At 64.4% G+C, this 22,524-nt stretch carries 26 protein-coding genes; 11 read left to right on the top strand and 15 right to left on the bottom strand.

Annotation, left to right across the window (positions count from 1 at the left end):
• Positions 1-39: 39 nt before the first annotated feature.
• The 3 genes from GM79_RS14835 (at position 40) to GM79_RS14845 (ending at position 4,685) form a co-directional block, all read left to right on the top strand.
• On the top strand, positions 40-399 hold the full coding sequence (locus GM79_RS14835) for a hypothetical protein (RefSeq protein ID WP_035565275.1): 360 nt from the start codon (positions 40-42) through the stop codon (positions 397-399).
• A gap of 508 nt (positions 400-907) precedes the next feature.
• Complete coding sequence (locus GM79_RS23205) at positions 908-4,195, top strand: PAS domain-containing protein (protein ID WP_051718928.1); 3,288 nt, start codon at positions 908-910, stop codon at positions 4,193-4,195.
• 76 nt (positions 4,196-4,271) lie between these two features.
• A complete protein-coding gene (locus GM79_RS14845; RefSeq protein WP_035565278.1) occupies positions 4,272-4,685 on the top strand; it encodes a response regulator in 414 nt (137 codons plus the stop codon).
• 356 nt (positions 4,686-5,041) lie between these two features.
• Here GM79_RS14845 and GM79_RS14850 read toward each other — a convergent pair whose 3' ends face one another.
• The 12 genes from GM79_RS14850 to GM79_RS14905 all read right to left on the bottom strand — a co-directional run bounded on the left by GM79_RS14850 (position 5,042) and on the right by GM79_RS14905 (position 15,612).
• Positions 5,042-5,854, bottom strand: coding sequence for a ferritin-like domain-containing protein (locus tag GM79_RS14850; RefSeq protein WP_035565280.1), 813 nt, complete (start codon positions 5,852-5,854; stop codon positions 5,042-5,044).
• Positions 5,855-5,869: 15 nt separating this feature from the next.
• The gene (locus tag GM79_RS14855; protein ID WP_035565283.1) at positions 5,870-6,547 is read right to left on the bottom strand and encodes a ferritin-like domain-containing protein; all 678 of its coding nucleotides are present in this window, start codon (positions 6,545-6,547) and stop codon (positions 5,870-5,872) included.
• A gap of 141 nt (positions 6,548-6,688) precedes the next feature.
• Positions 6,689-7,279 carry an RNA polymerase sigma factor gene (locus GM79_RS14860; protein WP_051718930.1) on the bottom strand — a complete coding sequence of 197 codons (591 nt, stop codon included), beginning with the start codon at positions 7,277-7,279 and terminating at the stop codon, positions 6,689-6,691.
• A gap of 287 nt (positions 7,280-7,566) precedes the next feature.
• Complete coding sequence (locus GM79_RS14865; protein WP_051718931.1) at positions 7,567-7,962, bottom strand: response regulator; 396 nt, start codon at positions 7,960-7,962, stop codon at positions 7,567-7,569.
• Between the two features lie 11 nt (positions 7,963-7,973).
• Entirely contained in the window at positions 7,974-9,047 is a 1,074-nt protein-coding gene (locus GM79_RS14870; RefSeq protein ID WP_081867789.1) for a sensor histidine kinase, read from the bottom strand.
• Between the two features lie 86 nt (positions 9,048-9,133).
• Positions 9,134-9,397: a hypothetical protein gene (locus GM79_RS14875; protein ID WP_035565288.1), complete on the bottom strand. Its 264-nt coding sequence runs from the start codon at positions 9,395-9,397 to the stop codon at positions 9,134-9,136.
• 40 nt (positions 9,398-9,437) lie between these two features.
• Positions 9,438-10,496: a chemotaxis protein CheB gene (locus GM79_RS14880; protein WP_035565291.1), complete on the bottom strand. Its 1,059-nt coding sequence runs from the start codon at positions 10,494-10,496 to the stop codon at positions 9,438-9,440.
• Between the two features lie 70 nt (positions 10,497-10,566).
• Positions 10,567-10,869, bottom strand: a complete 303-nt coding sequence (locus tag GM79_RS14885; protein WP_152560013.1) for an STAS domain-containing protein — start codon at positions 10,867-10,869, stop codon at positions 10,567-10,569.
• A 312-nt stretch (positions 10,870-11,181) separates the two neighbouring features.
• Entirely contained in the window at positions 11,182-11,829 is a 648-nt protein-coding gene (locus GM79_RS14890; RefSeq protein ID WP_035565298.1) for a response regulator, read from the bottom strand.
• Between the two features lie 2 nt (positions 11,830-11,831).
• Positions 11,832-13,778, bottom strand: a complete 1,947-nt coding sequence (locus tag GM79_RS14895; protein WP_035565300.1) for a PAS domain S-box protein — start codon at positions 13,776-13,778, stop codon at positions 11,832-11,834.
• 133 nt (positions 13,779-13,911) lie between these two features.
• Positions 13,912-14,103, bottom strand: coding sequence for a hypothetical protein (locus tag GM79_RS14900; protein WP_035565303.1), 192 nt, complete (start codon positions 14,101-14,103; stop codon positions 13,912-13,914).
• Between the two features lie 285 nt (positions 14,104-14,388).
• Complete coding sequence (locus GM79_RS14905) at positions 14,389-15,612, bottom strand: PAS domain-containing sensor histidine kinase (protein WP_035565305.1); 1,224 nt, start codon at positions 15,610-15,612, stop codon at positions 14,389-14,391.
• Positions 15,613-15,893: 281 nt separating this feature from the next.
• On the opposite strand from GM79_RS14905, the gene GM79_RS14910 reads away from it, so the two are divergent.
• A complete protein-coding gene (locus GM79_RS14910) occupies positions 15,894-16,316 on the top strand; it encodes a response regulator (RefSeq protein ID WP_035565307.1) in 423 nt (140 codons plus the stop codon).
• A 73-nt stretch (positions 16,317-16,389) separates the two neighbouring features.
• Here the strand turns inward: GM79_RS14910 and GM79_RS23210 are convergent, their stop codons facing one another.
• From GM79_RS23210 to GM79_RS14925, 3 genes are all read right to left on the bottom strand, one after another.
• Complete coding sequence (locus GM79_RS23210) at positions 16,390-16,860, bottom strand: M15 family metallopeptidase (protein ID WP_051718932.1); 471 nt, start codon at positions 16,858-16,860, stop codon at positions 16,390-16,392.
• Complete coding sequence (locus GM79_RS14920; RefSeq protein ID WP_035565309.1) at positions 16,844-17,128, bottom strand: hypothetical protein; 285 nt, start codon at positions 17,126-17,128, stop codon at positions 16,844-16,846. The genes GM79_RS23210 and GM79_RS14920 overlap by 17 nt, the downstream gene beginning before the upstream one ends.
• A gap of 942 nt (positions 17,129-18,070) precedes the next feature.
• Positions 18,071-18,439: an SLOG family protein gene (locus GM79_RS14925; protein ID WP_035565312.1), complete on the bottom strand. Its 369-nt coding sequence runs from the start codon at positions 18,437-18,439 to the stop codon at positions 18,071-18,073.
• Between the two features lie 191 nt (positions 18,440-18,630).
• Here GM79_RS14925 and GM79_RS14930 point away from each other — a divergent pair, with 191 nt between their 5' ends.
• The 7 genes from GM79_RS14930 (at position 18,631) to GM79_RS14960 (ending at position 22,504) form a co-directional block, all read left to right on the top strand.
• The gene (locus GM79_RS14930; protein ID WP_152560014.1) at positions 18,631-18,951 is read left to right on the top strand and encodes a hypothetical protein; all 321 of its coding nucleotides are present in this window, start codon (positions 18,631-18,633) and stop codon (positions 18,949-18,951) included.
• Positions 18,944-19,339, top strand: coding sequence for a hypothetical protein (locus tag GM79_RS14935; RefSeq protein ID WP_035565316.1), 396 nt, complete (start codon positions 18,944-18,946; stop codon positions 19,337-19,339). Before GM79_RS14930 ends, GM79_RS14935 begins: the two co-directional genes overlap by 8 nt.
• Positions 19,340-19,388: 49 nt before the next feature.
• Entirely contained in the window at positions 19,389-19,604 is a 216-nt protein-coding gene (locus tag GM79_RS14940) for a hypothetical protein (protein ID WP_035565318.1), read from the top strand.
• A gap of 72 nt (positions 19,605-19,676) precedes the next feature.
• Positions 19,677-19,934 (top strand): hypothetical protein, encoded by a 258-nt coding sequence (locus GM79_RS14945; RefSeq protein ID WP_081867791.1) that lies wholly within the window; start codon positions 19,677-19,679, stop codon positions 19,932-19,934.
• 224 nt (positions 19,935-20,158) lie between these two features.
• Positions 20,159-21,223, top strand: a complete 1,065-nt coding sequence (locus GM79_RS14950; RefSeq protein WP_035565321.1) for an IS110 family transposase — start codon at positions 20,159-20,161, stop codon at positions 21,221-21,223.
• A 249-nt stretch (positions 21,224-21,472) separates the two neighbouring features.
• A complete protein-coding gene (locus tag GM79_RS14955; protein WP_035565323.1) occupies positions 21,473-22,192 on the top strand; it encodes a hypothetical protein in 720 nt (239 codons plus the stop codon).
• 63 nt (positions 22,193-22,255) lie between these two features.
• The gene (locus GM79_RS14960) at positions 22,256-22,504 is read left to right on the top strand and encodes a hypothetical protein (protein ID WP_035565325.1); all 249 of its coding nucleotides are present in this window, start codon (positions 22,256-22,258) and stop codon (positions 22,502-22,504) included.
• The last annotated feature ends 20 nt before the right edge of the window (positions 22,505-22,524 follow it).

Genomic DNA, 22,524 nt, shown 5'->3' on the forward strand with positions numbered 1-22,524 from the left:
CACCCCGCCGGGGGCATCCGTACCCCATTTCCCAACCCCATGAAAGTTCTTACCCCCTTCGCATCCCTGCTCTTCGCCGGCGTGCTCACCTTCGCGGCCAGCGGCTGCGGCAAGAAGTGCAGCAACGAAGACCCCCGCGCCCGCATCACCAACAACGGCACCCAAAACGCCAGCGTACAGATAAAGACCTCCGGCGGCAGCACCGTCAACATCAACAACGTGGCCGCCGGGGCCTCGTCCGATTACGCCAACTATGCGGCCGGCACCACCACGTTCACGCTCAAGGTCAACAACGTCGACTACGTCAAAACCACCGACGTGAGCAAGTGCCACGAATACACCATTGCCATCGACCGCAGCAACGTCATCACCGTCACCGACACCGACCGCAATAACTAAAGCCGGTGCTTCCCCGTCCGCGCCGGATTCAACCGCCGCATTTCACGCCAAAACAGAACGAGCGGGCCACCAGGTCCGCTCGTTCTGTTTCGCCCTCACACCTCAAAATGCGGCCAGTCCTTAAACCGCAGCTAGTCGCCGGAAACCCCTCCGGGACGAGCGCACCCGTGCATCGGCCGCCTTCATCCGCCGCGCAACAGCCGGACGCAGCAGCACCCCCGACCACAACACCGTCCCATCGGCCAGCCGAAACGCCACGTCCAGTGCCCGGCCCGGCAGAAAGTTGTGCTTCGATTCCCCACCGGCTTTACGGGTCACTATTCAAGGTCCGCGAAGCCAACGTCCACGCCACCACCACCTGTATCACGTCAGTTGCAGGGTTGTCAGAACGGCAAGTCGGCCTCCAAACCAGTCGCGAGACTGGTTTCCCCGTATTCGGGCCGAGGGGGTGCATTTGACCGGTGCCCGGCGCGGTTTTAAGCCTCGTTCTCCATTCTGCCTTTTGCTTATGTCCGAAGCCTTACCCGCGCAGTTTCCGCCTGCTGAGCTGCTGCCCGCCCTGCTCGATGCCTCGCTCACCGGGGTCGTGCTGTTCGTGCCCGTTTACGGCCCGGCCGGTGAGCTGGTGGACTTCAGCTTTGCCTATTTAAACCCCGCCGCGCAGCGCATTTTGGGCCTGCCCCCCCAGCCCGCCGTCAGCTATCTGCAGCAGTTTCCGCACAGCACCGACCCCGCAAACGGGGCCTTTGTTTTCCAGCGCGACGCCTACCTGTCGGGCCAGGCCGCGCAGTTCGAGCTCAACTACCAGAACGACGGGTACGATAACTACTTCCGGGCCACGGCCCGCCGCGTGGGCGAGGGCCTGCTCGTGTGCGTCACCGACACCGCCGACCAGCCCCGCACCGCCGTGGAAGTGGCCCTGCGCCAGAGCCAGGCCCGCGAGCGGGCCGCCCACGCCGAGGCCGAGGCCCAGCGCCAGCGCCTGCTCAACGTCTTCGCCCAGGCCCCTGTGCTCATGACCCGCCTCAGCGGCCCCGACTACGTGGTGGAGCTGGCCAACGAGGGGTACCGGCAGCTGTTTGGCGCCCGGCACCTGACCGGCCGGCCCTACCGCGAGGCCGCGCCCGAGCTGGTGGAGCAGGGCTTTTTCGAGCTGCTCGATGCCGTGTACCGCACCGGCGAAACCTACACGGCCACCGAGGCCCCGGTGTACCTGCGCCCGGCCGGACCCGGCCCGCTCGTGCTCCGCTACTTCGACTTTATTTACCAGGCCACCCGCGATGCCGCTGGCTGCATCGACGGGGTGCTGGTGGTGGGCCACGAAGTCACCGAGCCGGTGCTAGCCCGGCAGCTGCTGGAGGAGCAGGCCCGCCAGCTGGCCCAGCTCAACCAGGAGCTGGAAGCCCGCGTGTTCGAGCGCACCCAGGCCCTGCGCCATGCCCGGGCCGAAACTGAGGCCACGGCCCAAAAGCTGCTGCGCGTGACCGAAAGCCAGCCCGGCATCAGTTTCACCGTGGACCAGAGCGGGCAGGTGCTCTACATCAGCCCCCAGTGGTACGCCTACACGGGTATGGAGCCCAGCGCGGACGTTACCGAGGCCTGGCCGCAGCTCATCCACCCCGACGACCTGCCCCTGGTAGCCGAGCAGTACGGCGCGGCCCTGGCCGGCGGCGGCCCCTGGCGCTACGAGTTTCGCTTACGCGGGGCCGATGGGCAGTACCGGTGGTTTACCAACCAGGGCGTGCCCGAGCTGCTGGCCGACGCCGAAGCCGCCGGCCGGCCCCGCCAGTGGTTCGGCTCCAACCTCGACATCGACGATTTGAAGCGGGCCCAGCAGCAGATTGAAGAAAAAGACCAGCTGCTGACCAGCATCCTCTCCTCGCTGCCGGCCAGCGTGGTCACCTTCGAGGGCGAAGACCTGCGCTTCGGCTTCTTCAACGAGTCCTATCAGCGCCAGGGGCAGGGCCGGGTCGTGCTGGGCCGGCCGGCGGGGGAGGTCTTTCCCGAAGCCGAACAGCAGGGCTTTCTGGCCTTGCTGCGCCGGGTGCTGCACACCGGCGAGCCCTACCAGGGGCAGGAGGTGCCCGCCTACATCCGCGACCCACACACTGGGCAGCAGCAGGACATGTACGTGGACCGGACCTACCTACCCCTGCGCCACGGCCAGCAGCCGCCCCACGCCGTGCTCGGCTTCACCGTTGACGTGACGGACCGCGTGCTGGCCCGCCGGCAGGCCGAAACCGCCCAGGGGCAGGCCCTGGCCGCCGCCGAGCAGGCCGTGGCTCAGCGCGAAGCGTTTTACCAGGTGTTTGAGCAAACCCCCGCCTGCATTGCCCTGCTACGCGAGCCCAGCCACCGCTTCGAATATGTCAACCCCGCTTACCAGCAGCTCTTTCCCGGCCGCCAGCTGGTGGGCCGTACCGTAGCCGAGGCCCTGCCCGAAGTCGTGGAGCATGGTTTTCTGGCCCTGCTCGACGGGGTGTTTCAGACCGGTGAAACGTATTTCGGGCAGCAGATGCTCCTGCCCGTGACCTTGACCGACGGCCAGCCGCCCCAGGACGCCTACTTCGATTTCACCTACCAGGCCCTGCGCGAAGCCGGGCACATCGTGGGCATCTCCATCTTTGCCACCGACGTCACCGAGCGGGTGTTGGCCCGCCGCCAGCGCGAGGCTCAGCAGGTGCAGCTGGCCGAGCTGTTCGAGCAGGCCCCGGTGGCCATCACCGTGCTGCGGGGGCCGCAGTACGTTATCGAGGTGGCCAACCCGCTCGTGGCCCAGCTCTGGGGCCGCACCCCCGAGCAGGTGCGGGGCAAGGCCCTCTACGACGCCCTGCCCGAAGTACGCGACCAGGGTTTCAAGGAACTGCTCGACCAGGTGGTGGCCAGCGGCGAGGCCTTCGTGGCCCAGGAGGTGCCGGCCCAGCTGCCCCGCGCCGGGCAGCTCGAAACGGTGTACCTCAACTTCGTGTATCAGCCCCTGCGCGACGCCCAGGGCCGCATCGACAGCGTAGCCGCCGTGGCCACCGACGTCACCGCCCAGGTGCTGGCCCGCCAGCAGCTTGCCCAGGCCAATGAGCAGCTCACGGCCGCTAATAGCCAGCTCACCCGCACCAACCTGGACCTCGACAACTTCGTCTACACCGCCTCCCACGACCTCAAGCAGCCCATTGCCAACATCGAAGGGCTGCTCACCGCCCTGCGCGAAGAGCTGGTCTTGCCCCCCGCGCAAGCCGCCATCAACCCGCTGCTCGACCGGATGCAGGGCGCGGTGGAGCGCTTCAAGCGCACCATTGCCCAGCTCACCGACATTGCCAAGCTGCAGGCCGCCCACGACCCCCAGCCCCCCACCGAGGTTGACCTGGCCGCCCTGGTGGCCGACGTGCGCCAAGACCTACGCCCCGAGTTCCAGGCCATCGGCGCGGCGCTGACCGTGGACGTGACCGGTTGCCCCACCCTGGCCTTCGCCGAAAAAAACCTGCGCAGCGTGGTGTTCAACCTGCTCAGCAACGCCCTCAAGTACCGCCACCCCGACCGCGTGCCCCAGCTCCGGCTGCGCTGCCATACTGCCGAGGCCTTTACTGTGCTCGAATTGCAGGACAACGGCCTCGGCCTCGACCCGGCCCAGCAAAAAAAGCTCTTCGGCCTGTTCCAGCGCCTGCACGTGCACGTCGAGGGCTCCGGCATTGGCCTCTACATGGTCAAAAAGATGGTCGAGAATGCCGGCGGCCGCATCGAAGTAGACAGCCAGCCCGGTATCGGCTCTACTTTCCGGCTGTATTTCCCCCTTTTTCGTTAAGCCCCGCAGTTGGCACCAGGTAGGAACGTAGTTTCTGGTTTCTGCCGGTTTTTGCTCATTGCTAACTGCCCCCTACATGTTGCCCGCCATCCTGCTCGTCGACGACGACGCCACCACCAATTTCCTCAACCAGCGCCTGTTGCGGAACCTCCAGGTAAGCCGCGAGGTGCGCGTGGCTCTCAACGGCGCCGAAGCCCTCGCCCTGCTGCAGGCTTGCTGCCAGGAGGGGCCCGATGCCTTCCCGGCCCTCATTCTGCTCGACCTGAACATGCCCGTGATGAACGGCTTCGAATTCCTCGAAGCCTACCAGCAGCTGCCCGCTGCCCCGCGCCAGCACACGGTCATCGTCATGCTCACCACCTCCACCCTCGATGCCGACCAGGCCAGGGCCCAACAGCTGCCCATCGCCGGCTACCTCACCAAGCCGCTCACCCGCGAGAACATGGCCACCGTGCTGCGGGTCCATTTCAACCTGCCCCCGCATCTTTAACCCCCCTGGCTCGCCACCCCGGAATTATTCGGGTTCTCCACCTACGGGATAGTGGCTACGAAACCCCACCCCAAACCAAAACGAGCGGACCATCTGGCCCGCTCGTTTCGTTTGCCCCGCAATGCCACTAACGCCGCCGGGGCCTCTCCAGTAGCGCCGAACCGCTCGCACGGCCCGGACTTTTGTAGCGCCGGGCCGCTTGCGCGAACCCGGACTTTTTTTCTTCCGCCGCCGGCCGGCTCAGGCGCTGTCCGGCCGCAGCAGCGGCAACGACTCCGAGCGCGCCAGTACCGCCAGCGCCTGCATAGTCGCCTGCCGCGTTCAGCGGGTTGAGCCTTTCCTGAACGGCCTCCGGTTTAAGCCATAAAGGGCTTGACAATGGCCAGCACTTCGTCTTTGTGCAGGGGCTCGTCAAAGCTGGCGGTGGCCGCGTTGCCAACGTCGTAGCCCCCAATGCCTTCGAGGTTGATAAGCACCTGGCGGTGGTCGGACTCCCGCTTGTAGATGGGCTCCAGCGGAGTTCCTTTCGTGTTGTCATCGCCGATAATCCACGGTTTCACCTTGGCATAGCCGTTCACCATGCGGATAAACCGAATGTGGGCGGCGTGGCGGGCTTCCACGGAGTGAATTTGCAGGGCCGCGGTGAGGATGTCGTTCGAGGATTTCAGCTCGCTGGCCTGCCCTTTGTAGGCGCCCACGCCGGTGTCTTCAAACGCTTGGGCCACCCCCAAAAACTGCTTGTAGTCCTTGAACACGTTCGGATACAAGCCTTTGGCCGTAAAATCGTATTTGCCTTCGGCTACGGCGGTGCCGCCGGCCGACGCAATGGCTTGCTGCAAAAACTTCACGTGGGCCATTTCGTGGTCGCGGATAACGTTGATTTTATCCTTGGCCGGCGTCAGCCCCGCGGTGCCCAAAGCGGTTTGGTAAAACCGGCTTTCGAGGTGCTCCAGGGTCAGGGCGAAGTTGAGCACGCCCAGCACATCGCCGGATACCTTCTGGCCGTAGGCCTTGTTGAACAGGCCGCCCAACGCCACGGGCACGGCGGCAGCGGCCAAGCGGGTAGTGCCCCGCAGGAAGTTTTTGATGACCCCGCGGCGCTCGTCCACCCGGTCATAAATCTCGGGGTCCACCCGCTCGATTTCGGTGAAAATAGTTGAAAGGTTCATAAGGAACGGGGGTATTTAGTGGGTGGGTAAATCGGCAACCGATATTTTGGTGACGAAGTATTTGTCGGCCAGCGCCATTACCTGCGCGGGGGTGCGCGCGCCGTCCAGGCCGTTGGCATCTATCACGTCGCTGTCGGCAAAGCTGCCAAAGTTGAGCAGGTTGCGGATGGTGGCGGCGTGGCGGGCCTCCACCGACACAATCTTGCCGGCGTGGTTCAGAAACGGCGACAGGGCCAGCAGCTGGCCCGCCCCGTTGTAGGCCGATACCCCGAGGTCCTCAAAGGTGCGGGCCGTCGTCAGCACGCTTTTGCGGTCGGCGAAATTGATGGAGGAAAAGTCAAACTGCAGCCGGGGCACTTTTTTCAAAACCAATACATCGCTGAACCATTCGCGGTGCGCGATTTCGTCGTTGCGGATGTCGGTGAGCAGGTCTTTTTCCAGCGCGCTTGCCCCGCCGTAAAAGCCGGCCACTACTTTTTCATAAAAAGCGCCTTCCAACTGCTCCAAAGCATAGGCGTAGTTAAGCACGGCCAAATCGTGCTCGCCGATATCGAGGCGACCCGAGGGCGTTTCTTTCTGAATATGGCAACCCGCCGAGGCCAGGGCCACCCCCGCCAAGCCAAGCCCCGTGAACTTCAGGAAGGAGCGGCGCGGGGCGGATTGGAGGAGCCGCGGGCCGGGATTAAATCCCAAGGGTGGTGAGGCGATTGGTGCGGGACTACGCATTTGGGTTTTGGGTTAAAAATGAAGGATGGTGGGCAATGGGGCGGCTGAGAAGAATTGACCGCAAATACCTTTTGATAATGCGGGTATTGCGAAAAAGCCGGGCCGGATTTAGGCCCGCAACATTGGCCCCACCGGGTGGCCGTCGTGGGCCAGCACCGCCAGCGCCTGAATAGCGGCTCGCGCCCGGGTTTTCACCGTAGACAGCGGAATGCCGAGCTCTTCGGCGGCTTCGACCTGCGTGCAGCCGCCGAAGTACAGCAGGTCGATGACTTCGCGTTGCCGGGGCTTGAGCTGCCCGGCGAGCTCCCGCACCCCAATGTGTTCGGGCTGGAAGGAGGCCGGCGCGGGAACCCACTCCGCGCCGGCCCCTTCCAGCGACCGGTTTTGACGGTGGAACCGGTAGCGGGGGCTGCGCATCACATCCACGGCGTGGTTGGAGCACACCCGCGCCAGCCACGTGAAGAGCCGGCCCCGCCCGGCATCGTAGCTGGCAAAGCTGAGCCAGACTTTGAGCCAGGCTTCCTGCAGCACATCCTGCGCCAGGGCCTCGTCGCGCACCAGGCGCAACACCACCGCCAACAGGCTTTTGGCGTACCGCGCGTGCAACAGGCGCAGGGCCTGCTCGTCGCGCGCCAGCAGGCGCTCAATAAGCAGGGTTTCGTCAGGGGACGCTTCACGCGGCGCGGGCACTGGATTCATAGCGTGTATAATGGCAAGTTGGATTCAGACACAAGGGATAGGGTAAATAGCCTATCCGAAGAATAAATTGAACGTCATGTTTCGGCAAGCGGACACCAGATGAAGCATGACATTCTTTTTTGTCAATTCGGGTAGGCACTAGGAGCCTATCCAAATAGGCTTGGAAAAGACCGGTCATGCTGAACGCAGTGAAGCATCTCTACTGCGTAACTAACTCAATCAAAAGGTTTACTGATGCGATAGAGATGCTTCACTGCGTTCAGCATGACGGCCTATTTGGATAGGCGCTAAGCGGCGGGCAGCACATGGTCGCGGATTTGTTGAATTTTATGCTGGTCGAGCGGCTTGAGCAGGACCCCCGCGACCAACGGGTACGCCGCGGCACGGACCCTATCGGAAGGGGCCATGGAGGACGTGAGCAGGTACACGAAGCACTGGTCTTGCAGCTGCACCTCGTGGAGCCTGAGCAGGTCCAGAAAGTCCCACCCGCTTACCACCGGCATGTTCAGGTCCAGCAAAATGACCTGCGGCACCAGGCCGGCGGGTATCTGCCGCAGCAGAAAGGCCAGGGCTTCGGTTGGGGATTGGAACGAGGCGGCCGTGTCCGACAAGCCTTCGTGGTGGAGGAGCCGTTCCGTTAAAAACGTGGTAATCGGGTCGTCGTCAATCAACAGGGTGTGCATGGGGCGCGGGCTCAAGGGAGTGTGATGGTAAATTGGGTGCCTTTGCCTACCTCACTGCTCACCGCGATGTGCCCGCCCATGCTCTCGACGTGGGTTTTGGTGAGGTACAGGCCCACGCCGCGGCCGGGGTGCTGCGGATGAAACCGCTGGTAGAGTTTGAACACGTCGGCGCCGGCGTGCGCCAGGTCGATGCCCAAACCGCTGTCGGCCACGACGATTTCCTGGCTTTGCCCGGCTCCCTCCGTCGCCGTCAGCTCCACGAGCAGCGGCCGGTGGGCGTCGCGGTATTTGATGGCGTTGGACAACAGGTTGAAAACGATGCTGTAGAGGTAGGCCCGGTTCCCGCGCACCTGAAAGCCGGTGGGAATAGTGGTGCGCAGGGTGCCGCCGCAGTCGTGCAGCACGTCTTGCAGGCTTTGCCGCACTTGCTCCACCACCTCGGCCAGGGGCACCGCTTCGGAGTTGGCCAACCCCACCTTGTCGCGAATGGCCAGGATGGTGTTGATGTCGAGCAGCACCTGGTCGAGCTGGTGCAGGCTGGTTTTCAGGTAAGCCTGAGCCTGTTCAAATTTCGGGGTATCCGCTTGCTCCAGGGCCAGCAGGTCCACCATCCCAAGCGCGTTGGCCAGCGGCGCGCGCAGGTTGTGCGACACGATGTAGGTGAACTGCTGTAAGTCTTTGTTCTGCGCGAATATCTCCTGCTCATGCTGGTTTTTTTCGGTGATGTCCCGCGCCACCATGTGCACCCCCACCACCCGGTTGTCTTCCCGCACCGGCACCTTCACCACGTCCCAGTGCCGGGGCGCGGAGTTCCCCTGTGCGGCGTACACTTCGAAGCGGACGATTTTGCCGGTGAAGGCTTCTGCCAGTTTCTCCCGGAACAGGCCCCGGACGTCCGCGGGCAGAAACTCGTCGTACGGATGGTTCACCACCTGCTCTTTCGGCTTTCCCACCAAGGTGAGAAAGGCCGGGTTGGCATCCAGGATGATGGACGCTTCATTCTGATAGAGAATGAGTTCGGGCGTATTCTCAAACAACGAGCGAAACCGGGCATCGGTATCCGCGACGGGCGCAAGGGTCATCATGGGTTTAGCAGATTAAAAGCGCGTCAACTTCCGCAGCGGAGCACCCGGCAAGCGGGCAGTCCCACCAGGCTTCGTCGGTAGCCACCTCACGCGAGCCAGGCGCTGAACTCTTTGGCAGGGGTAGCCGCAGCTTCGCGGCGTAGCGCAGCGTTTTCGGCAGGGCCGGAAAAACCACGGGCCAGGCGCGGCGCGGCGAGCGGCTGTGGCGGGAGCGGGTGGCGAGGAACCGCCGTTTCGTCCGCCGCGTGGGCGTGCCACCGGGCCACGTCGGCGGGCGTGTAGGTGGTCCACACCCCTTCCCGTAGGCAGCCCAGGCACGAGCAGAATAACAACACGACTAGCAGCACCATCGGACAATGGGAATAAGGATACGATTATGGAGCAGCCGGCCTAGGCCAGCTTCTTGCGTTCAAACTGTAGGTCGCCGCTGAGCGACTCGTGCTTCAGGATGGATTCGTGGATGACGCGGGCCTGCTGACCGGTTACGTCGGCTTTGCGGAAAAACAGCTCGGCCACGGCCTCCTGCAGGTCGTCGGCGAAGTGGCGGCCCAGGTTTAGCAGCAGCATCTTGGTTTCTTCCAGCCCGCGCATCGATTGGTAGAGCATGCTCTCGACCGATTCCGTGACTTCGCTGAGCAAGGCGCTGACGGTGTAGGCGTGGCCCGTGTGGCAGCGGTAGCGAATCAGCTTGCCTTCAATGAGTTGGGTGAGGGCCCCGTGACAATCGGGGCAGGTAAAAGGCGTGAGCTTGCCTTTGTCGATGATGCCCAGCTCGAAGCCCCCGCCCTGCTTGGCGATGGTGAGCTCAACTTTGAGCAGGTCGAGCTCGGCGGCGGGCAGGCGGGTTTTGGCGCGCGCGGGCTCCTGGGTGAGGCGCACCAGCAGCGTGGCCATTTGGGCCAGCGGCACCACATGGTCGGCCGCCACAAATTCCAGGGCGTTGGTGGGCATCGACGGTTGCACGGCGTCGAGGGGTTCCTGCACCACGGCCACCCCGCCCATGCGCTGCACGCTCCACAGGCCGGACGTGCCGTCGTCGAGGTAGCCGGTGAGCACCACGCCGGTTACCCGGGGGCCGTAGGTGTACGCGGCTGAGCGGAACAGCGCGTCAATCGACGGCCGGAAGCGGTTTTCCTTCGGGCCCCGCGTCACCAGCACCCGGTCGCCTTCGAGCAGCAAGTGGTGGTCGGGCCGGGCCACGTAGATGACGCCCGCCTCGACCGCTTCCCCGTCCTGCGGGTGCCGGGCCTCCAGGGCCGACACCGAGCTGAGCAGCTGCGGCAGAATGCTCGGCGAATCGGCCGGCACGTGCATCACCACAAAAATGGGGGCCGGAAAGTCGGCCGGCAGCGCTTTTACCAGTTCCATCAGGGCCTCCACCCCGCCGGTGGAAGCACCGATGACGATGATGTCCCGGTAAGGCTTTTGGGTCTTTTTGGGCGTTTTCATAGGTTTTTTTTAGGGTAAAGTCACACGGCCTGGCTCCAGGCCGGCGGGCGGGTTAGGTTCGCAGCTGCACTTACCCGTTTAGGTAGAACACGGCCTCCAGCCCCAGCTGCTGCAAGTAGCGGCGCAGCCCCGGGTGCACGTTGCACAGCCGCAGGCACGTGCCCCGTTGGCGCATTTGCAGCAGTAGCGCCACAAAGCGGCCCACCCCCAGCGGGTGCGGCATCAGCAGGCCACCACAGTCAATCAGCAGGTGCGCCGGCGGCGCGACCACCAGACAAGCCAGCTGCTTCGCCGTTATGTTGGCCAGGTTTACGGGCATTAGCGCCGGAGCGGCGGCTGTTCCGGCAAGCAATTCAGGAAAGTGAATGGACATAAGCACCAGGGAAAAGCGCCGGGTGAACCACCAAAATGGCGGGCCACGGCCGGAACACGGCGTGAGAAACCAAAGGGCATACTTGCGGTCGTGCTACCCTGTTGACACAGGCTTGTCTAGCACTGATACAAAGGAACAGGCCCTCAATCCAGCAGGCTACAGCATATGTACCCCATTCGCATAAGGTGAATACCCATTTGTGTCCCCGTATAAATACGGTGATGCCATCCGGTTGCCCGAAACCCAATGTGGCTGCCGAGGCGGCTACCTTACTTGTTCCTTCCCTGATACCACGCCCGAGGCACGCGCCCCTTAGGGCTGGAGCAGGCCCCGCTCCATGGCGTATTTCACCAGCGCCGGGGTATTTTTCACCCCGGTTTTTTCCAGCAGGTTCTGGCGGTGCGACTCGACCGTCCGCTTGCTGGTGAAGAGCTGGTCGGCGATTTCCTGGTTCGTGAGCCCGGTGGCCACCAGCTGGAGAATTTCCCGCTCCCGGTGCGTGAGGGCCACGCCAGGGTCCGGGGCCGGGTTGCGGGATTCCTGGAGCAATAGTTTTTCCAACAACCCCAGGCCGATTTCCGAGCACAGAAACCGCTTACCCGAAGCCACGCCCTGCAGCGCCGCCACCACCTCGTACTTATCGGCGTTTTTGAGCACGTAGCCGTGGGCCCCCGCCGCCAGGGCTTCGCCGATGGTGCGCTCGTGGGTCATCATCGAAAGCAGCAGGATGCGCAGGTCCGGGTATTCGGCCCGCAGGCGGTGGGTGGTGGCCAGCCCGTCGAGCACGGGCATGTTCAGGTCCAGCAGCACCACGTCGGCGGCCACGGTGGGCAGCTGGTCGAGCAGCTCCTGCCCGTTGCCGGCTTCGCCCACCACGGCAAACAGCGGGTCGGCCGAGAGCAGGGTGCGCAGCCCGTCGCGGATAAGGGTGTGGTCGTCGACGATAAAAACGCGAATCATGGCTAGGAGAATAAGGGCAGGGGAATGCGCAGGCGGATGTGGGTGCCGAAGGCGGGGGAGGAGTCCACGGCCACGGTGCCGCCGAGCAGGGCCACGGCGTTGCGCACGGTGCGCAGGCCCAGGCCTTCGGCCACGGTCTGCGGGTCGAATCCGTGGCCGTTGTCTTCGGCCCGCAGGCTGACGCCGCCGGGCAGGGTTTCCAGCTCCAGCAGGGCCTCCGTGGCCCCGGCGTGCCGCACGATGTTGAGGGCCAGCTCCTGGGCCAGCCGAAAGAGGGTGACCTGCACCGGCTGCGGCAGCGCGGGCTCCTCGCCCAGGGTGTGGCACTGGATGCGCAGCTGCGGCGTCGATAAATCGCGGCACACGTCGCGCACGGCGGCCGCGAGGCCAAAGTCAATGAGCGAGGTGGGCACCAGCTCGTGGGCCAGCGTGCGGTTCTGGCGCATGGCCTCGGCCAGCAGGCTGGCGGTTTGCTGGTGCAGGGCGGCCAGGGCGGGCAGCGCGTGCAGGGCGGGCGTGTCGAGCTGGTCGAGGCGCAGCTTGGTGGCGTAGAGCACCTGGCCCAGGCCGTTGTGCAGCACTTCGCCCAGGCGCTGCCGCTCGTTTTCCCGGGCCTGCAGAATGGCCAGCAGCAGCTCCTTGTGGTGGTCCAGCTTCAGGGCCAGGTTCTCGGCCTCCAGGCGCTGCACGTCGCTCACGTCCAGGCACACGCCCAGCACCCGCACGGCCTCGCCCGGCACGTCGGGCACGGGCACGGCCTTGAAGCGCACGGTCTTCACCGCGTCGCCCACCCGCAGGCGCAGGGACGCGTCGAAGCGGCTGCTGCCGGCGGCGAGGGTGCGCAGCAGGCGGGCGGCGGCGGGCCGGTCGTCGTCCACCACGGCATCGAGAAAGACCTGGAGCTCGACGGGGCTGCCCACGGGCCGGCCGAAGAGGTGGTACAGGCCGTCGGACCAGGTCAGCTCCTGGTTGCCCAGGTCGTAGTCCCAGCTGCCCATCGCGGCCACCGCTTCCGATTCCTGGAGTAGGGCCAGGCTCTTGGCCTGCGCCTGCGAGGCGAGCACATCCGCTTGCCGGGCCTCGCTTTCCCGCAGGGTTTGCTCGGCCCGGTGGCGCGCCGACACGTCGCTGAACAGCACCGCCAGGTGGCCGGGTTGCACCTCCGGCACGGCTTCCACTTCCACCCACCGGTCCAGCTCGGCCACGTAGCCGCCAAACCGGCGGGATTCGCCGCTAGCCACCGCCTCGTCGTAGATGGCCATCAGGTGGGGCTCGATGCCGGGCACCAGCTCCCGAATCGTGCGGCCAACCACGTCGGCCAGGCCGGAGTGCCGCTCAAACGCCAGGTTCACGACCAGGTACCGGTAGTCGTTGGGCTCGGCCGGGGCCGTCGCCACTTGTTCCAGCAGGCAAAAGCCCTGTTCCATGTTAGTGAACAGGGAGCGGTAGCGGCCTTCGGACTGGCGCAGGGCTTCGGAGGCTTCGTGGTTCGCCGTCACATCGAGCAGCACGCTGCTGATGCGGGCCGGCTTCTTCCGGTGCCATTCCACCACGCGCCCCACCTCCGACAGCCAGCGCACGGCCCCGTCGCCGGCCCGCACGATGCGGTAATCGGCCCGGAATTCGCCCTGCGCTTCCAGCTGCTCCCGGATGCCGGCCCAGGCCGGGCGGTCGTCGGGGTGCGTCAGGGCCATGGCCTGGGCCACCGTAATTACTTCCTGGGCGGGCTCCAGCCCCAGCATCAGGAACCGCTCGTCGTTGCCCCGCATCAGGTCCGTCTGGTAATCCCAGTGGCAGATGCCCAGGTGGGCCAGCTCCACGGCCTGCCGCAGGCTCGCGTCCGATTCGCGCAGGGCTTCCGCGTCGGCTCCACTGCCGGCGGCGTTGCCATCGGACGAAGGAGCGGAGGAGCCCAGGGGCTGAGAACCGAGAGAGTTAGGTTTGCGCATGCACGTCGGTGGGCAACAGTGAGCCGCTAATTGCCTACTGGAAAGGCTTACGTAAGAATTTCCGTTTCAGGTTAGCGGTGAAAGCACCAGGGGGAAGAGCGGTATCAGATGTTAACCCCCTGCTTTTGAGCCGTTAGGCGGCGTTGAGCGCCTGGTGTACGTCCACCCACGTCAATTCGCCGGCCACGTAGCGGGCGTACAGCTGTCGGGCGGACGGCGTGGCCTTGGTTTTCAAGTAGGGCAGGGCGGCCTGCAGCTGCTCCAACACCCGCGCACGTTGCGCCGGGGTTTGGGCAGTGGGGCCAAAGCGGGCGTCGTATGCCATAAAAGGACCAAAAGGGAGCGCAGGGGTACGCTCACACAAAGGTCCGACCTGGAAGTTTGCCATGCGCTACGGCCAATACCAGAATGCAGTTGCGGATTATACCTAGATTTTGCGCAAGGAAGGATGGTGCAAACCCGTCGCGCAGTGGTTTGCGTCGCCACACGCGCTTAAAGTTGGCAACCCATTTCGTAATGAGCAAACCAACCGTTACATAAACCAAAGCAAGCGGATAATATGGCCCACTCGCTTCGTTTCCACTCCACACCTCAGGATGCGCCCGGGTCCTTATTCCAGGTCAATGAAAAAGGTCGTGCCCTCGTTTTCCTTGCTCTCGAGCCAGATTTTGCCCTGGTGCATTTCCACAATCTGCTTGGTGATGAACAAGCCCAGGCCCGTGGTGGTGTCGCCGTACAGGCCCGGCCGTGCGGCCGAGGTGAACTTGTCGAACACATGGGGCTGTAGCGCTTCCGGGATGCCCAGGCCGGTGTCGTGCACCACGAGGCGGACGCGGCCTTTGAGCTGGCGCAGCCCCACGCGAATCTTCCCGCCGGCGGGCGTAAAGTTGAGGGCGTTGGAGAGCAGGTTGTCGAGGATGCGGCCAAACTTGTCGGCGTGGATGTTGGCGTGAATGGGGGTTTTGGGCAGCTCCAGGCGCAGGTGGATGCCTTTATCCTGTGCCGAGAGGCGGAACAGGGCCATGCGCTTGTCCAGGAAGGTCCCCAGGTTGGTGCGGTGTTTTTTTGCGCGGGTGGCCTCCAGCTGGCCCAGAAACAGCACGTCGCGCAGCAGCGCATCGGCTTGGCCGCACGCTTGCTCCACCATGCCCAGCAGCTCCTCCACGTCCTGCCGGGCCTTGGCCGAGTCGATGCTGAGCACTCCGGCGTGGCCCCGTAGCATGGTCATTATCATGCGGATGTTGGCGATGGGCGCTTTGAGGTCGTGGGCGGCCAGCTGCAGGATGGTTTCCTGCGTGTCGTAGAGGTGCTGGTTGGCCAGCTCCAGCTGCTTGCGCCCGGTGATGTCTTCCAGCGTGGTATAGCCCAGCTCCCCGTCCTCGGCCTCGTCGTCGGGAAAGAGCACCGACGTGACCCGGCACCAGAACGAGGACTTGTCCTGACGCACCAGGCAGGTTTCCAGCACGAAGCTCGGCTTTTTGTGGTCCCAGAGCTGCTCCTGCAGCCGCTCCCAGTCCTTCACAAAGTCGGGGTGGGCAAAGTCGATGATTTTGCGTCCCACCACCTTCTTCACGCTTTTCAGGCCCAGCATGGTGGCCAGCGCCTGGTTGGCCTGGCGGATGCACAGGTCCGGGTCAATGATTTTCTGGCCCATCGGCGAGTTCTCGAACACGGTCCGAAACCGGTCCTGGCTGCGCTGGTACCGCTCATCCACCACTTTTTGCTCGTCGGCGACTACTTTCTGCTCCCGCAGGTGGGTATTCTTTTTCTGCAGGGACTTAACCTGCTTCTTTTCGGGGGCGGCCGAAGCCGGGGTTGACGAGGGGGAAGCCATAAAGCGAAGGGAATAACGAAGGGAAAGTGCCGGCCTGCGCCGCCAGGGGAGGGGTTGAGGCGGCGTGCGACTCAAGGTATACGCCAAAAGCCGCGCCCTCGTCCATGCGGCGGGTGCAGATGCAGCACCTGCCCATCGGGCTCGAAAGCCGACAACTGGAAGGTGCCACATTTTTTATTATGCTGGCTTCGCGAGGCACCCCGGCACTACTTTTGTTCAGCGCCGGTTTAACCGCAACAGGCCCCGTTCACGCCCGGCTTTCCCACGGGCCTGCTCTTTTTATGATAAAACTTTCCAGTGTGCTGCTGGTCGACGACGACCAGCTCACCAACGACCTGAATAAACGCCTGCTGCAAGAGCTTGGCGTCGCCGACCAGTACCTCTCGGCCAACGACGGCGTGCAAGCCCTTGCGGCCCTGGAGCAGCTCGCGTTGGATGCCAACCCCACCAGCCCGGTCCTCGTGCTGCTCGACGTGAAGATGCCCCGTATGGACGGCATGGCCTTTGTCGACGCCTACCAGCAGCTGCCCGAAAACCAACAACAAGCCGTGGTCATCGTCATGCACACCGCCTTCATGAACTCGGACGACCTCGGCCGCGTCGAGTCCCTGCCCATCGCCGGCCTGGTCAGCAAGCCGCTCACCAAGGAAAAGCTCGACACCATCCTCAAGCTCCACTTCCAGCGCCGCTTTCCGGTCGCGTAGTGGCGCGCCGAACCATCTGCAATGCTAAAACCAAAACGAGCGGACCACCTGGCCCGCTCGTTTCATTTCCATCCTACACCTCAAAATGCGGCCGGTCCTTAAACCCCGGCCAGTCGCCGCCCCAATGCACCCGCGCATCGGTTGCCTTCATCAGCCGCGCAAACTTGCTCAGCAGCAGCCCCGACCACGACACCTCCCCGTCGGCCAGCAGAAACGCCACATCCAAAGCCAGCGCGGGCAGCCGGTTGTGCTTCGATTCCCCGCCCCGCTTGTATGTTACCACCGGCCCCGGCTTACTTCGGCCTCGCTCATACAGCTCGTCCTGCCGCTCCGGCGAGCGGTAGCATTCCGTAATAAAAGGCCGCCCCAGCAGCCGCAGCACCGGGTCGCCCGCCCACCGGGCTAGCGCGTGCGCATACGCCGCCCCGAGGCTCGGCACCGCCTGCCCCAGCCGCGCCGCCTCTATCCGCTGCTGCACCCCGCTCAGCTGCGGTGCAAGCCGCGCCAACTGCTTCGCCACCGGCGCGTTACTCCGCCTGAGCATCGGACGCAGGCAGGGTAGGAGCCGGAACAGGTACCGAAGCTGCCGGCACCTTCACCACCGATTCGGGCCTTTGCAGCGCCTTCCGTACCGTCGCCCAGATGGTCACGATGGCCACCAGCGCCTGAATAATCAGGTGCCCGTAGTTCTCAATCGTCGTCGGGTCCGGCGGCACCAGGCCCTGACTGGCTACCTGACCGAGCACGGCCGTTGTAAAAATGTGGGCCAGGTGCCCGGTTTTGGTGCTGCTGAATAACATGAGGCGGTCCATGAGTAGCGTACTAATTTGGGTAAATTCAACCCAAATATAATTGCTTTATTACACATTTATACGCTAAATGTGCTTCCTCAGTTGCCCGTGATTTATAATTTGATAATTGCACTTTATTTGGGCACTCCCTTCGGGCCAGGCTATCCAGGGCTTCGTCTCTGCTTGATGCGCAGAATGCTTCGGTGCTGCGCACAGTTCCCGCTGGTCACTCCCTTCCTATCCTTAGCGCACTACCCCCGATGCCACCGCTTTCATCCGGCGTAGCCCGCCGCTCCTAGCGTCTCGTCAGGCAGCGCCGGCCCGATACCGCCGTTCCAGGCCCAGATGCAAGCCCGCCCACCCGCGCCGGCCACTGCTTCGCTCAGGGTGCCACGCCGCGCTACGGTCGCTCAGGCGCTGCGTTCCTCCGCGCCATCGCGCCCTACGCTTGCAGGCATCCTTCGCTGCGCATCGGGGACCCCTCCGGGGCAGCGCTCAGCCCCCCGCATCAGCAGTAGCCAGGATGCTTCAGCAACACCCCACCGCCAGCCCACCGCACCGCCGCCATGCCGCGCCGGGCCAGGAAAAGGCCCCACGCCGCACGTCAGCCCCTCCAAATTTGGTTGCAGGCCGCAGGCCGAAAAAGCCTGCCACCTAGTAAAGTTTGCGTTCAGGCCACGCAGGCAGAAGCAAGGCCCGCTTCGCGGAGGGTTTCATTAGCTTCGCTGTCCTTCGGTTGGGGAGAGCCCCAAACCCCCGCCGCCATGCCCAGGCTGAAGAAGCCCGGTCATCTGCCTCAGGTTCCGCAGCCTGAAAAAAGGCCGCTACACCCTCATAAGGTCGGCTTCGCCGAGTAACTAATGGGGGCCTCAGGCCGCCCCCCAAACCCCTTGGCCGAGGCATATAGGGTGTTCTGTCAGGTCGCCCGCGCTGGCCGCCAACTCTATCCCGCTTAGTGCCGCCTCAGTTCAGCGGCAGCAGCTCGCAGGGCCGCCCCAGCCGCCGCGCTGCCCGGTAGGCGCTCAGGGTGCCCTTGCTGCGCCAGTCCCACACCAGCAGCACCCGGCCGGCCCGGCTCACTATTTCGGCGTTGCGCACATGCGGCGCAGCGGCCCCGTGGGCGGCATAGTCGGGCCGTAGTTCCAGCAGCGCCACGCCGGCCCGCCGCGCCCACCCGGCCGCCAGCGTGTCCACGCCCGCCGCCCCGCCGCTCACCACCTGGTCCAGTTCCCCAGCCGCCAGCAGCGCATCCAGGCGCACCAGTAGGGCGGGGCAGCTGGCTACGCTTCGGCTGCCTACTACTGCCACGCTGTGCTTTTTATCTTTTTCCATGCTTAAAGATACGAATAATTAGCGTATAAAAGAACAACAACCTGCGCAAAATAAAAGAAAATATGTTGCTTATATGTACAGCAATTCAAGCGTTATAACGTATATTTGTATAGTAGTCCGGGATAGGCCCGGACGCCCGCAGTGCGGCAGGGCCCGGTCACACAGCACCCCCACGGCTAACACATACAGCCATGCAACCCAACCAACTTTTGCAGCTCGCCGCTGCCGCCTGGAAAGGCCCCGCCCTATGCTCGTTCTCGGGCATTTACATTGCGCAGTCCGCCACCACCTATGGCAAGGGCGGCACCAGCTGGCACGTCATGCTCAGCCTGGCCCAACGGCCGGAGTGCCAGCCCTCGGGGGGCTTCGCCGGCTCTTCGCCCTGCCCGTTTGAGGCGCTGCGCCTGGCTTTCCGCGCCATGCGGGCCGCGCACCCCGGCTTTGCCTTCGCGGCCGTGTGGCAGGTTATCAAGGCCGAGGATGATTTTGCCGGCATCCCCACTCATGCCTAGCGTCGCCACTGCCCCAGCCGCGCCCATGGTGGGCGCGGCTGCCGGCAAGCTGGCCACCCTGCACGCCACTCTTGCCCGGCTGGAGGCCATGTTTCCGCCCCGCCCCCGGCCAGCACTCCAGCCCGCACCCACGCCCATCGACCCGGCAGCCGTTGCTGCCCGCCACGCGCTGGCCCGTGCCCACTCCACCATGTTCGACGCCCGCGCTGCCAAGTATGCCCTTCGGGATGATTACCGCCCTCAGCCCGGCCGCTTTGCCCGGTTGCGCGCTGCCATCATCCGCTACCAGCAGGCCCGCGCCGCATACGCAACCGCTGCCGCCGCTTTCCACGCCAGCCCCGCCGGAGCCGCTTTGCAGGCCGCCCGCGCCAAATACCCCCGCTTTTAGCCACCCGGCCCGCGCCCACATCGGCGCGGGTCACTAAGCCCCGCCAGCAATGCAATACGACCCGAAGGACGGCGCAAGCCAATCAACCGAGGCCGAGCTAAACGGCCTCAGCGGCGATGAAATGGCCGCTGATGAAGGCCAGGCCGCTTTCTACGAGCAGCAGGAGGAGTGGGAGCGCCAGGCCCACTACCACCACGAGCAAGAGCAGGAAGCGTGGGAAGAGGGCGAATACGAGCAGATGATTTTCGAGGTCGAAGGCTATTAGCGCCCGCCTTACCCAACCCATTCCTTCACCAGAGGCCGCCCCGCCGGGTGGCCCCACAGACAAGCCTCCATCATGCCTAAAACCGCTACTTCCTACCAGCCGCATTTGCTCGACCCGCACAGCGGCAACCCGCAGCCGGTCACGCCCAAAAACGGCCGCAGCTTCAAGCTGGCCGAGTTGTACGCCCTGCTGGATTGCCAGACCGTCGACGTGGTGCGCCTCACCGAGGAGCTGATTTTGATAATCGACGACGAGGGCAAGTTCAAGCACCCGGCCTACCTCAATCTGCTGGCCACCTACCTCTCGTATGATTGCAGCGCCTTTCCGTGAAAGGCAGCCAGAAAAGGAGGCAGGGGCACCACTTACCTCTAAAGGCGGCCCCTACGGCGCTGACCTTGAGTACCAGATACGGTGACCTGCCTCCCGTTTTTGCCCGAAGACTGCACAGTATGGAGGGAGCCCCGGCCCCGGGCCGCCGGCATCCCGCATTGTACGAGACTAGTTGCGGTAAAAGCCTGACTGGCTGTTTTGTCCACCCTTTTTTCTTGTCGGTTATGCGCCCAAGCCCCCGTCCCCATTACCCATCCTTAAAATACGTCGTTGGCATTGACATCGCCAAGGACACCTTCGTGGCCTGCTTTGGCCAGCTCGATGCCCAGCAGCAGCTGCGCTTCGGCAAACAGACCACGTTCGACAACACGCCCGCGGGTTTCGCGGGCCTGCTCCACTGGACGGCCCAGCAGCAGCAGGAAGAAGTGCCCCTGTGGTTCGTAGTGGAGGCCACGGGCGTTTATTACGAAGGATTGGCGTACTTTCTGGCCGACCAGCAGCAGGCCCTGAGCGTGCTTTTGCCCAACAAGGCGAAGCATTTCGCCCAAAGCACCGAGCTAAAGAGCAAGACGGACCAGCTCGATGCCCGCCTGCTCTGCCGCTTGGGCCTGGAACGGCAGTTGCCGGCCTGGCAGCCTCCGACGCCGGCGCTGCGGCGCTTGCGGGCCCTGGCGCGGGAGCGGCAGACGCTGACCGAGCAGGCGACCCGGCTCAAAGCGCGGCTGCACGCCTACCGCCACAGCTACGCGCCCGAGGCGCGCACGATGGAACGCCTGGTCGCCCAGCAAGCCCTGCTCAAGGACCAGCAGCGCGGGGTGGACCAGGACCTGGCCACGCTGCTGGCCGACGAACCCGAACTGGCCCGCAAGCTGGCGCACTTGACGAGTGTGCCAGGCATTGGCCCGGCGACGGCCATTGTGATTGTGGCCGAAACGAATGGCTTCGTCTTAGTGGAGAACGAGCGCCAGCTGGCCTCTTACGCCGGGTTGGACGTGGCCCAGCGGCAAAGCGGCAGCCTTGCGCGCGCAACGCGCATCTCGCACCGGGGCAACGTGCGCCTGCGCACTGCCCTGTACATGCCGGCCATGAGCAGCCTGCGCTATAATCCGCAGCAAATAGCCTTTTACGCCCGGTTGCGGGCCCGCCAGCCCAACGGCAAGCCCGGCGTGATTGCCGTGATGCGCAAGCTGTTGCTGCTCTGCTATTCACTCTGGAAAAACGACCGGCCTTACGACCCGCGGTTCCACCCGGCCCACCTGGTCAAAAATGAAGTAGCCCCAGCCGCTTGACCGGCCGAGGCTACGCAGGATGAACCCACCGGGCCCTCCTTGAGGAGGTCCAAAAGTAAGAAACGTCCTCCGAAGTCTTGCTTTTTATCACAGTATCTGGTACCAGCACCAGCCTGCCGCCCGTGGCCACGATAGCATCGTGGGCCGCGCCATCGTCTGCCACGACAAGCAATTCCGCTAAACCCCAACGGCGACGGGGCCGGCCGCCAACTGGCCCCACTTTTTTCACTCCCCAACCCATTTCTCATTATGGCAACCGCCACCACAACCCCCAAACAGGCCGCCAAGGCCGCTCCCGCCGCCCTCGTTACCGAGTCGGCCGCTACCCTCACCGCCAGCGCCCGTCCGGCCTACCTCGTGGCCAGCGTGGACGAAAGCACCGGCGAAGAAACCTGGTCGAACCGCTTCCGCTACCTGCCCGGCCACCCCCGCCAAGTGCGTTTCGACGCGAAGGCCGGCCAGTTCAACATCAACGGCACCGTGCCGTTGGGCAGCTCGATTAGCTTCATTCCCTTGGCGTGGCGCATTTTTCAGGACGACATTCTGAACATGGGCCGCAAGACGTGGGCCGAGCTGTATTTCGCCGACGACAAAGGCGCGGTTTGCGCCGTGCTGTTCCACGGTTACTCGGTTGAAAACCTGTACCGCCTGATTGAGCCGCTGTTTTACGACGACCTGACCCTGGCCGACGTGGTGGTAACCGTCACGGCCGCCAAGAAGGAGACGACCAAAGAAGGCAAGAAAGCCACCTATTTCATCGCCGGATTCAGCTACACCGCCGCCGACGCCGCCGAGGCCCAAGCCCGCAAGGACTTTGCCCGCGACTTTGAGCTGTGGCGCGCCGAAACCTACACCGGCCTGGCCGATGTGAAGCTGGCCCAGGGCTACACCGTGCCCCAACCCGACGCGCCGGCCCCGCGCTTGGGGCAGGAAACCGAACTCAAGGAAAGCATCAGCCAAGCCGCCTAATCAATCACCGGCCGCCCGCCCGCCGCGCTTCGTGGCGGGCGGGCTAGCCATTTATCCCACTCCATGCTGCAACTCCCCGAACTCCGCCAGGAACTGCCCGCCGGCACGCCCGAAGAAGCCGCCCGCCTGACCGAGCTGGCCCAACTCCTCGCCACCACCGCCCCGCTGGCCGACCTGCGCGACCTCGTGCCCGCTGTGCGCCAGCTCTTCCCCGAACCAGCCTATGAAGTCGGCTGCGGCGGCTCCCACATCTGGCTGCACCGCGCCGACGAGCCCCAGCGCCTGGCCTGCGTCCTCGACCGCCATCAGTAAATCCTTTTGCCGCCATTAAA

This window comes from Hymenobacter sp. IS2118 (genome assembly GCF_000715495.1).
GTDB lineage: Bacteria > Bacteroidota > Bacteroidia > Cytophagales > Hymenobacteraceae > Hymenobacter.

Coding starts and splice junctions, on each gene's coding strand:
- GM79_RS14835 (WP_035565275.1), top strand. CDS start 40: ATGAAAGTTCTTACCCCCTTCGCATCCCTGCTCTTCGCCGGCGTGCTC.
- GM79_RS23205 (WP_051718928.1), top strand. CDS start 908: ATGTCCGAAGCCTTACCCGCGCAGTTTCCGCCTGCTGAGCTGCTGCCC.
- GM79_RS14845 (WP_035565278.1), top strand. CDS start 4,272: ATGTTGCCCGCCATCCTGCTCGTCGACGACGACGCCACCACCAATTTC.
- GM79_RS14850 (WP_035565280.1), bottom strand. CDS start 5,854: ATGAACCTTTCAACTATTTTCACCGAAATCGAGCGGGTGGACCCCGAG.
- GM79_RS14860 (WP_051718930.1), bottom strand. CDS start 7,279: ATGAATCCAGTGCCCGCGCCGCGTGAAGCGTCCCCTGACGAAACCCTG.
- GM79_RS14865 (WP_051718931.1), bottom strand. CDS start 7,962: ATGCACACCCTGTTGATTGACGACGACCCGATTACCACGTTTTTAACG.
- GM79_RS14870 (WP_081867789.1), bottom strand. CDS start 9,047: ATGATGACCCTTGCGCCCGTCGCGGATACCGATGCCCGGTTTCGCTCG.
- GM79_RS14875 (WP_035565288.1), bottom strand. CDS start 9,397: ATGGTGCTGCTAGTCGTGTTGTTATTCTGCTCGTGCCTGGGCTGCCTA.
- GM79_RS14880 (WP_035565291.1), bottom strand. CDS start 10,496: ATGAAAACGCCCAAAAAGACCCAAAAGCCTTACCGGGACATCATCGTC.
- GM79_RS14885 (WP_152560013.1), bottom strand. CDS start 10,869: ATGTCCATTCACTTTCCTGAATTGCTTGCCGGAACAGCCGCCGCTCCG.
- GM79_RS14890 (WP_035565298.1), bottom strand. CDS start 11,829: ATGATTCGCGTTTTTATCGTCGACGACCACACCCTTATCCGCGACGGG.
- GM79_RS14895 (WP_035565300.1), bottom strand. CDS start 13,778: ATGCGCAAACCTAACTCTCTCGGTTCTCAGCCCCTGGGCTCCTCCGCT.
- GM79_RS14900 (WP_035565303.1), bottom strand. CDS start 14,103: ATGGCATACGACGCCCGCTTTGGCCCCACTGCCCAAACCCCGGCGCAA.
- GM79_RS14905 (WP_035565305.1), bottom strand. CDS start 15,612: ATGGCTTCCCCCTCGTCAACCCCGGCTTCGGCCGCCCCCGAAAAGAAG.
- GM79_RS14910 (WP_035565307.1), top strand. CDS start 15,894: ATGATAAAACTTTCCAGTGTGCTGCTGGTCGACGACGACCAGCTCACC.
- GM79_RS23210 (WP_051718932.1), bottom strand. CDS start 16,860: ATGCTCAGGCGGAGTAACGCGCCGGTGGCGAAGCAGTTGGCGCGGCTT.
- GM79_RS14920 (WP_035565309.1), bottom strand. CDS start 17,128: ATGGACCGCCTCATGTTATTCAGCAGCACCAAAACCGGGCACCTGGCC.
- GM79_RS14925 (WP_035565312.1), bottom strand. CDS start 18,439: ATGGAAAAAGATAAAAAGCACAGCGTGGCAGTAGTAGGCAGCCGAAGC.
- GM79_RS14930 (WP_152560014.1), top strand. CDS start 18,631: ATGCAACCCAACCAACTTTTGCAGCTCGCCGCTGCCGCCTGGAAAGGC.
- GM79_RS14935 (WP_035565316.1), top strand. CDS start 18,944: ATGCCTAGCGTCGCCACTGCCCCAGCCGCGCCCATGGTGGGCGCGGCT.
- GM79_RS14940 (WP_035565318.1), top strand. CDS start 19,389: ATGCAATACGACCCGAAGGACGGCGCAAGCCAATCAACCGAGGCCGAG.
- GM79_RS14945 (WP_081867791.1), top strand. CDS start 19,677: ATGCCTAAAACCGCTACTTCCTACCAGCCGCATTTGCTCGACCCGCAC.
- GM79_RS14950 (WP_035565321.1), top strand. CDS start 20,159: ATGCGCCCAAGCCCCCGTCCCCATTACCCATCCTTAAAATACGTCGTT.
- GM79_RS14955 (WP_035565323.1), top strand. CDS start 21,473: ATGGCAACCGCCACCACAACCCCCAAACAGGCCGCCAAGGCCGCTCCC.
- GM79_RS14960 (WP_035565325.1), top strand. CDS start 22,256: ATGCTGCAACTCCCCGAACTCCGCCAGGAACTGCCCGCCGGCACGCCC.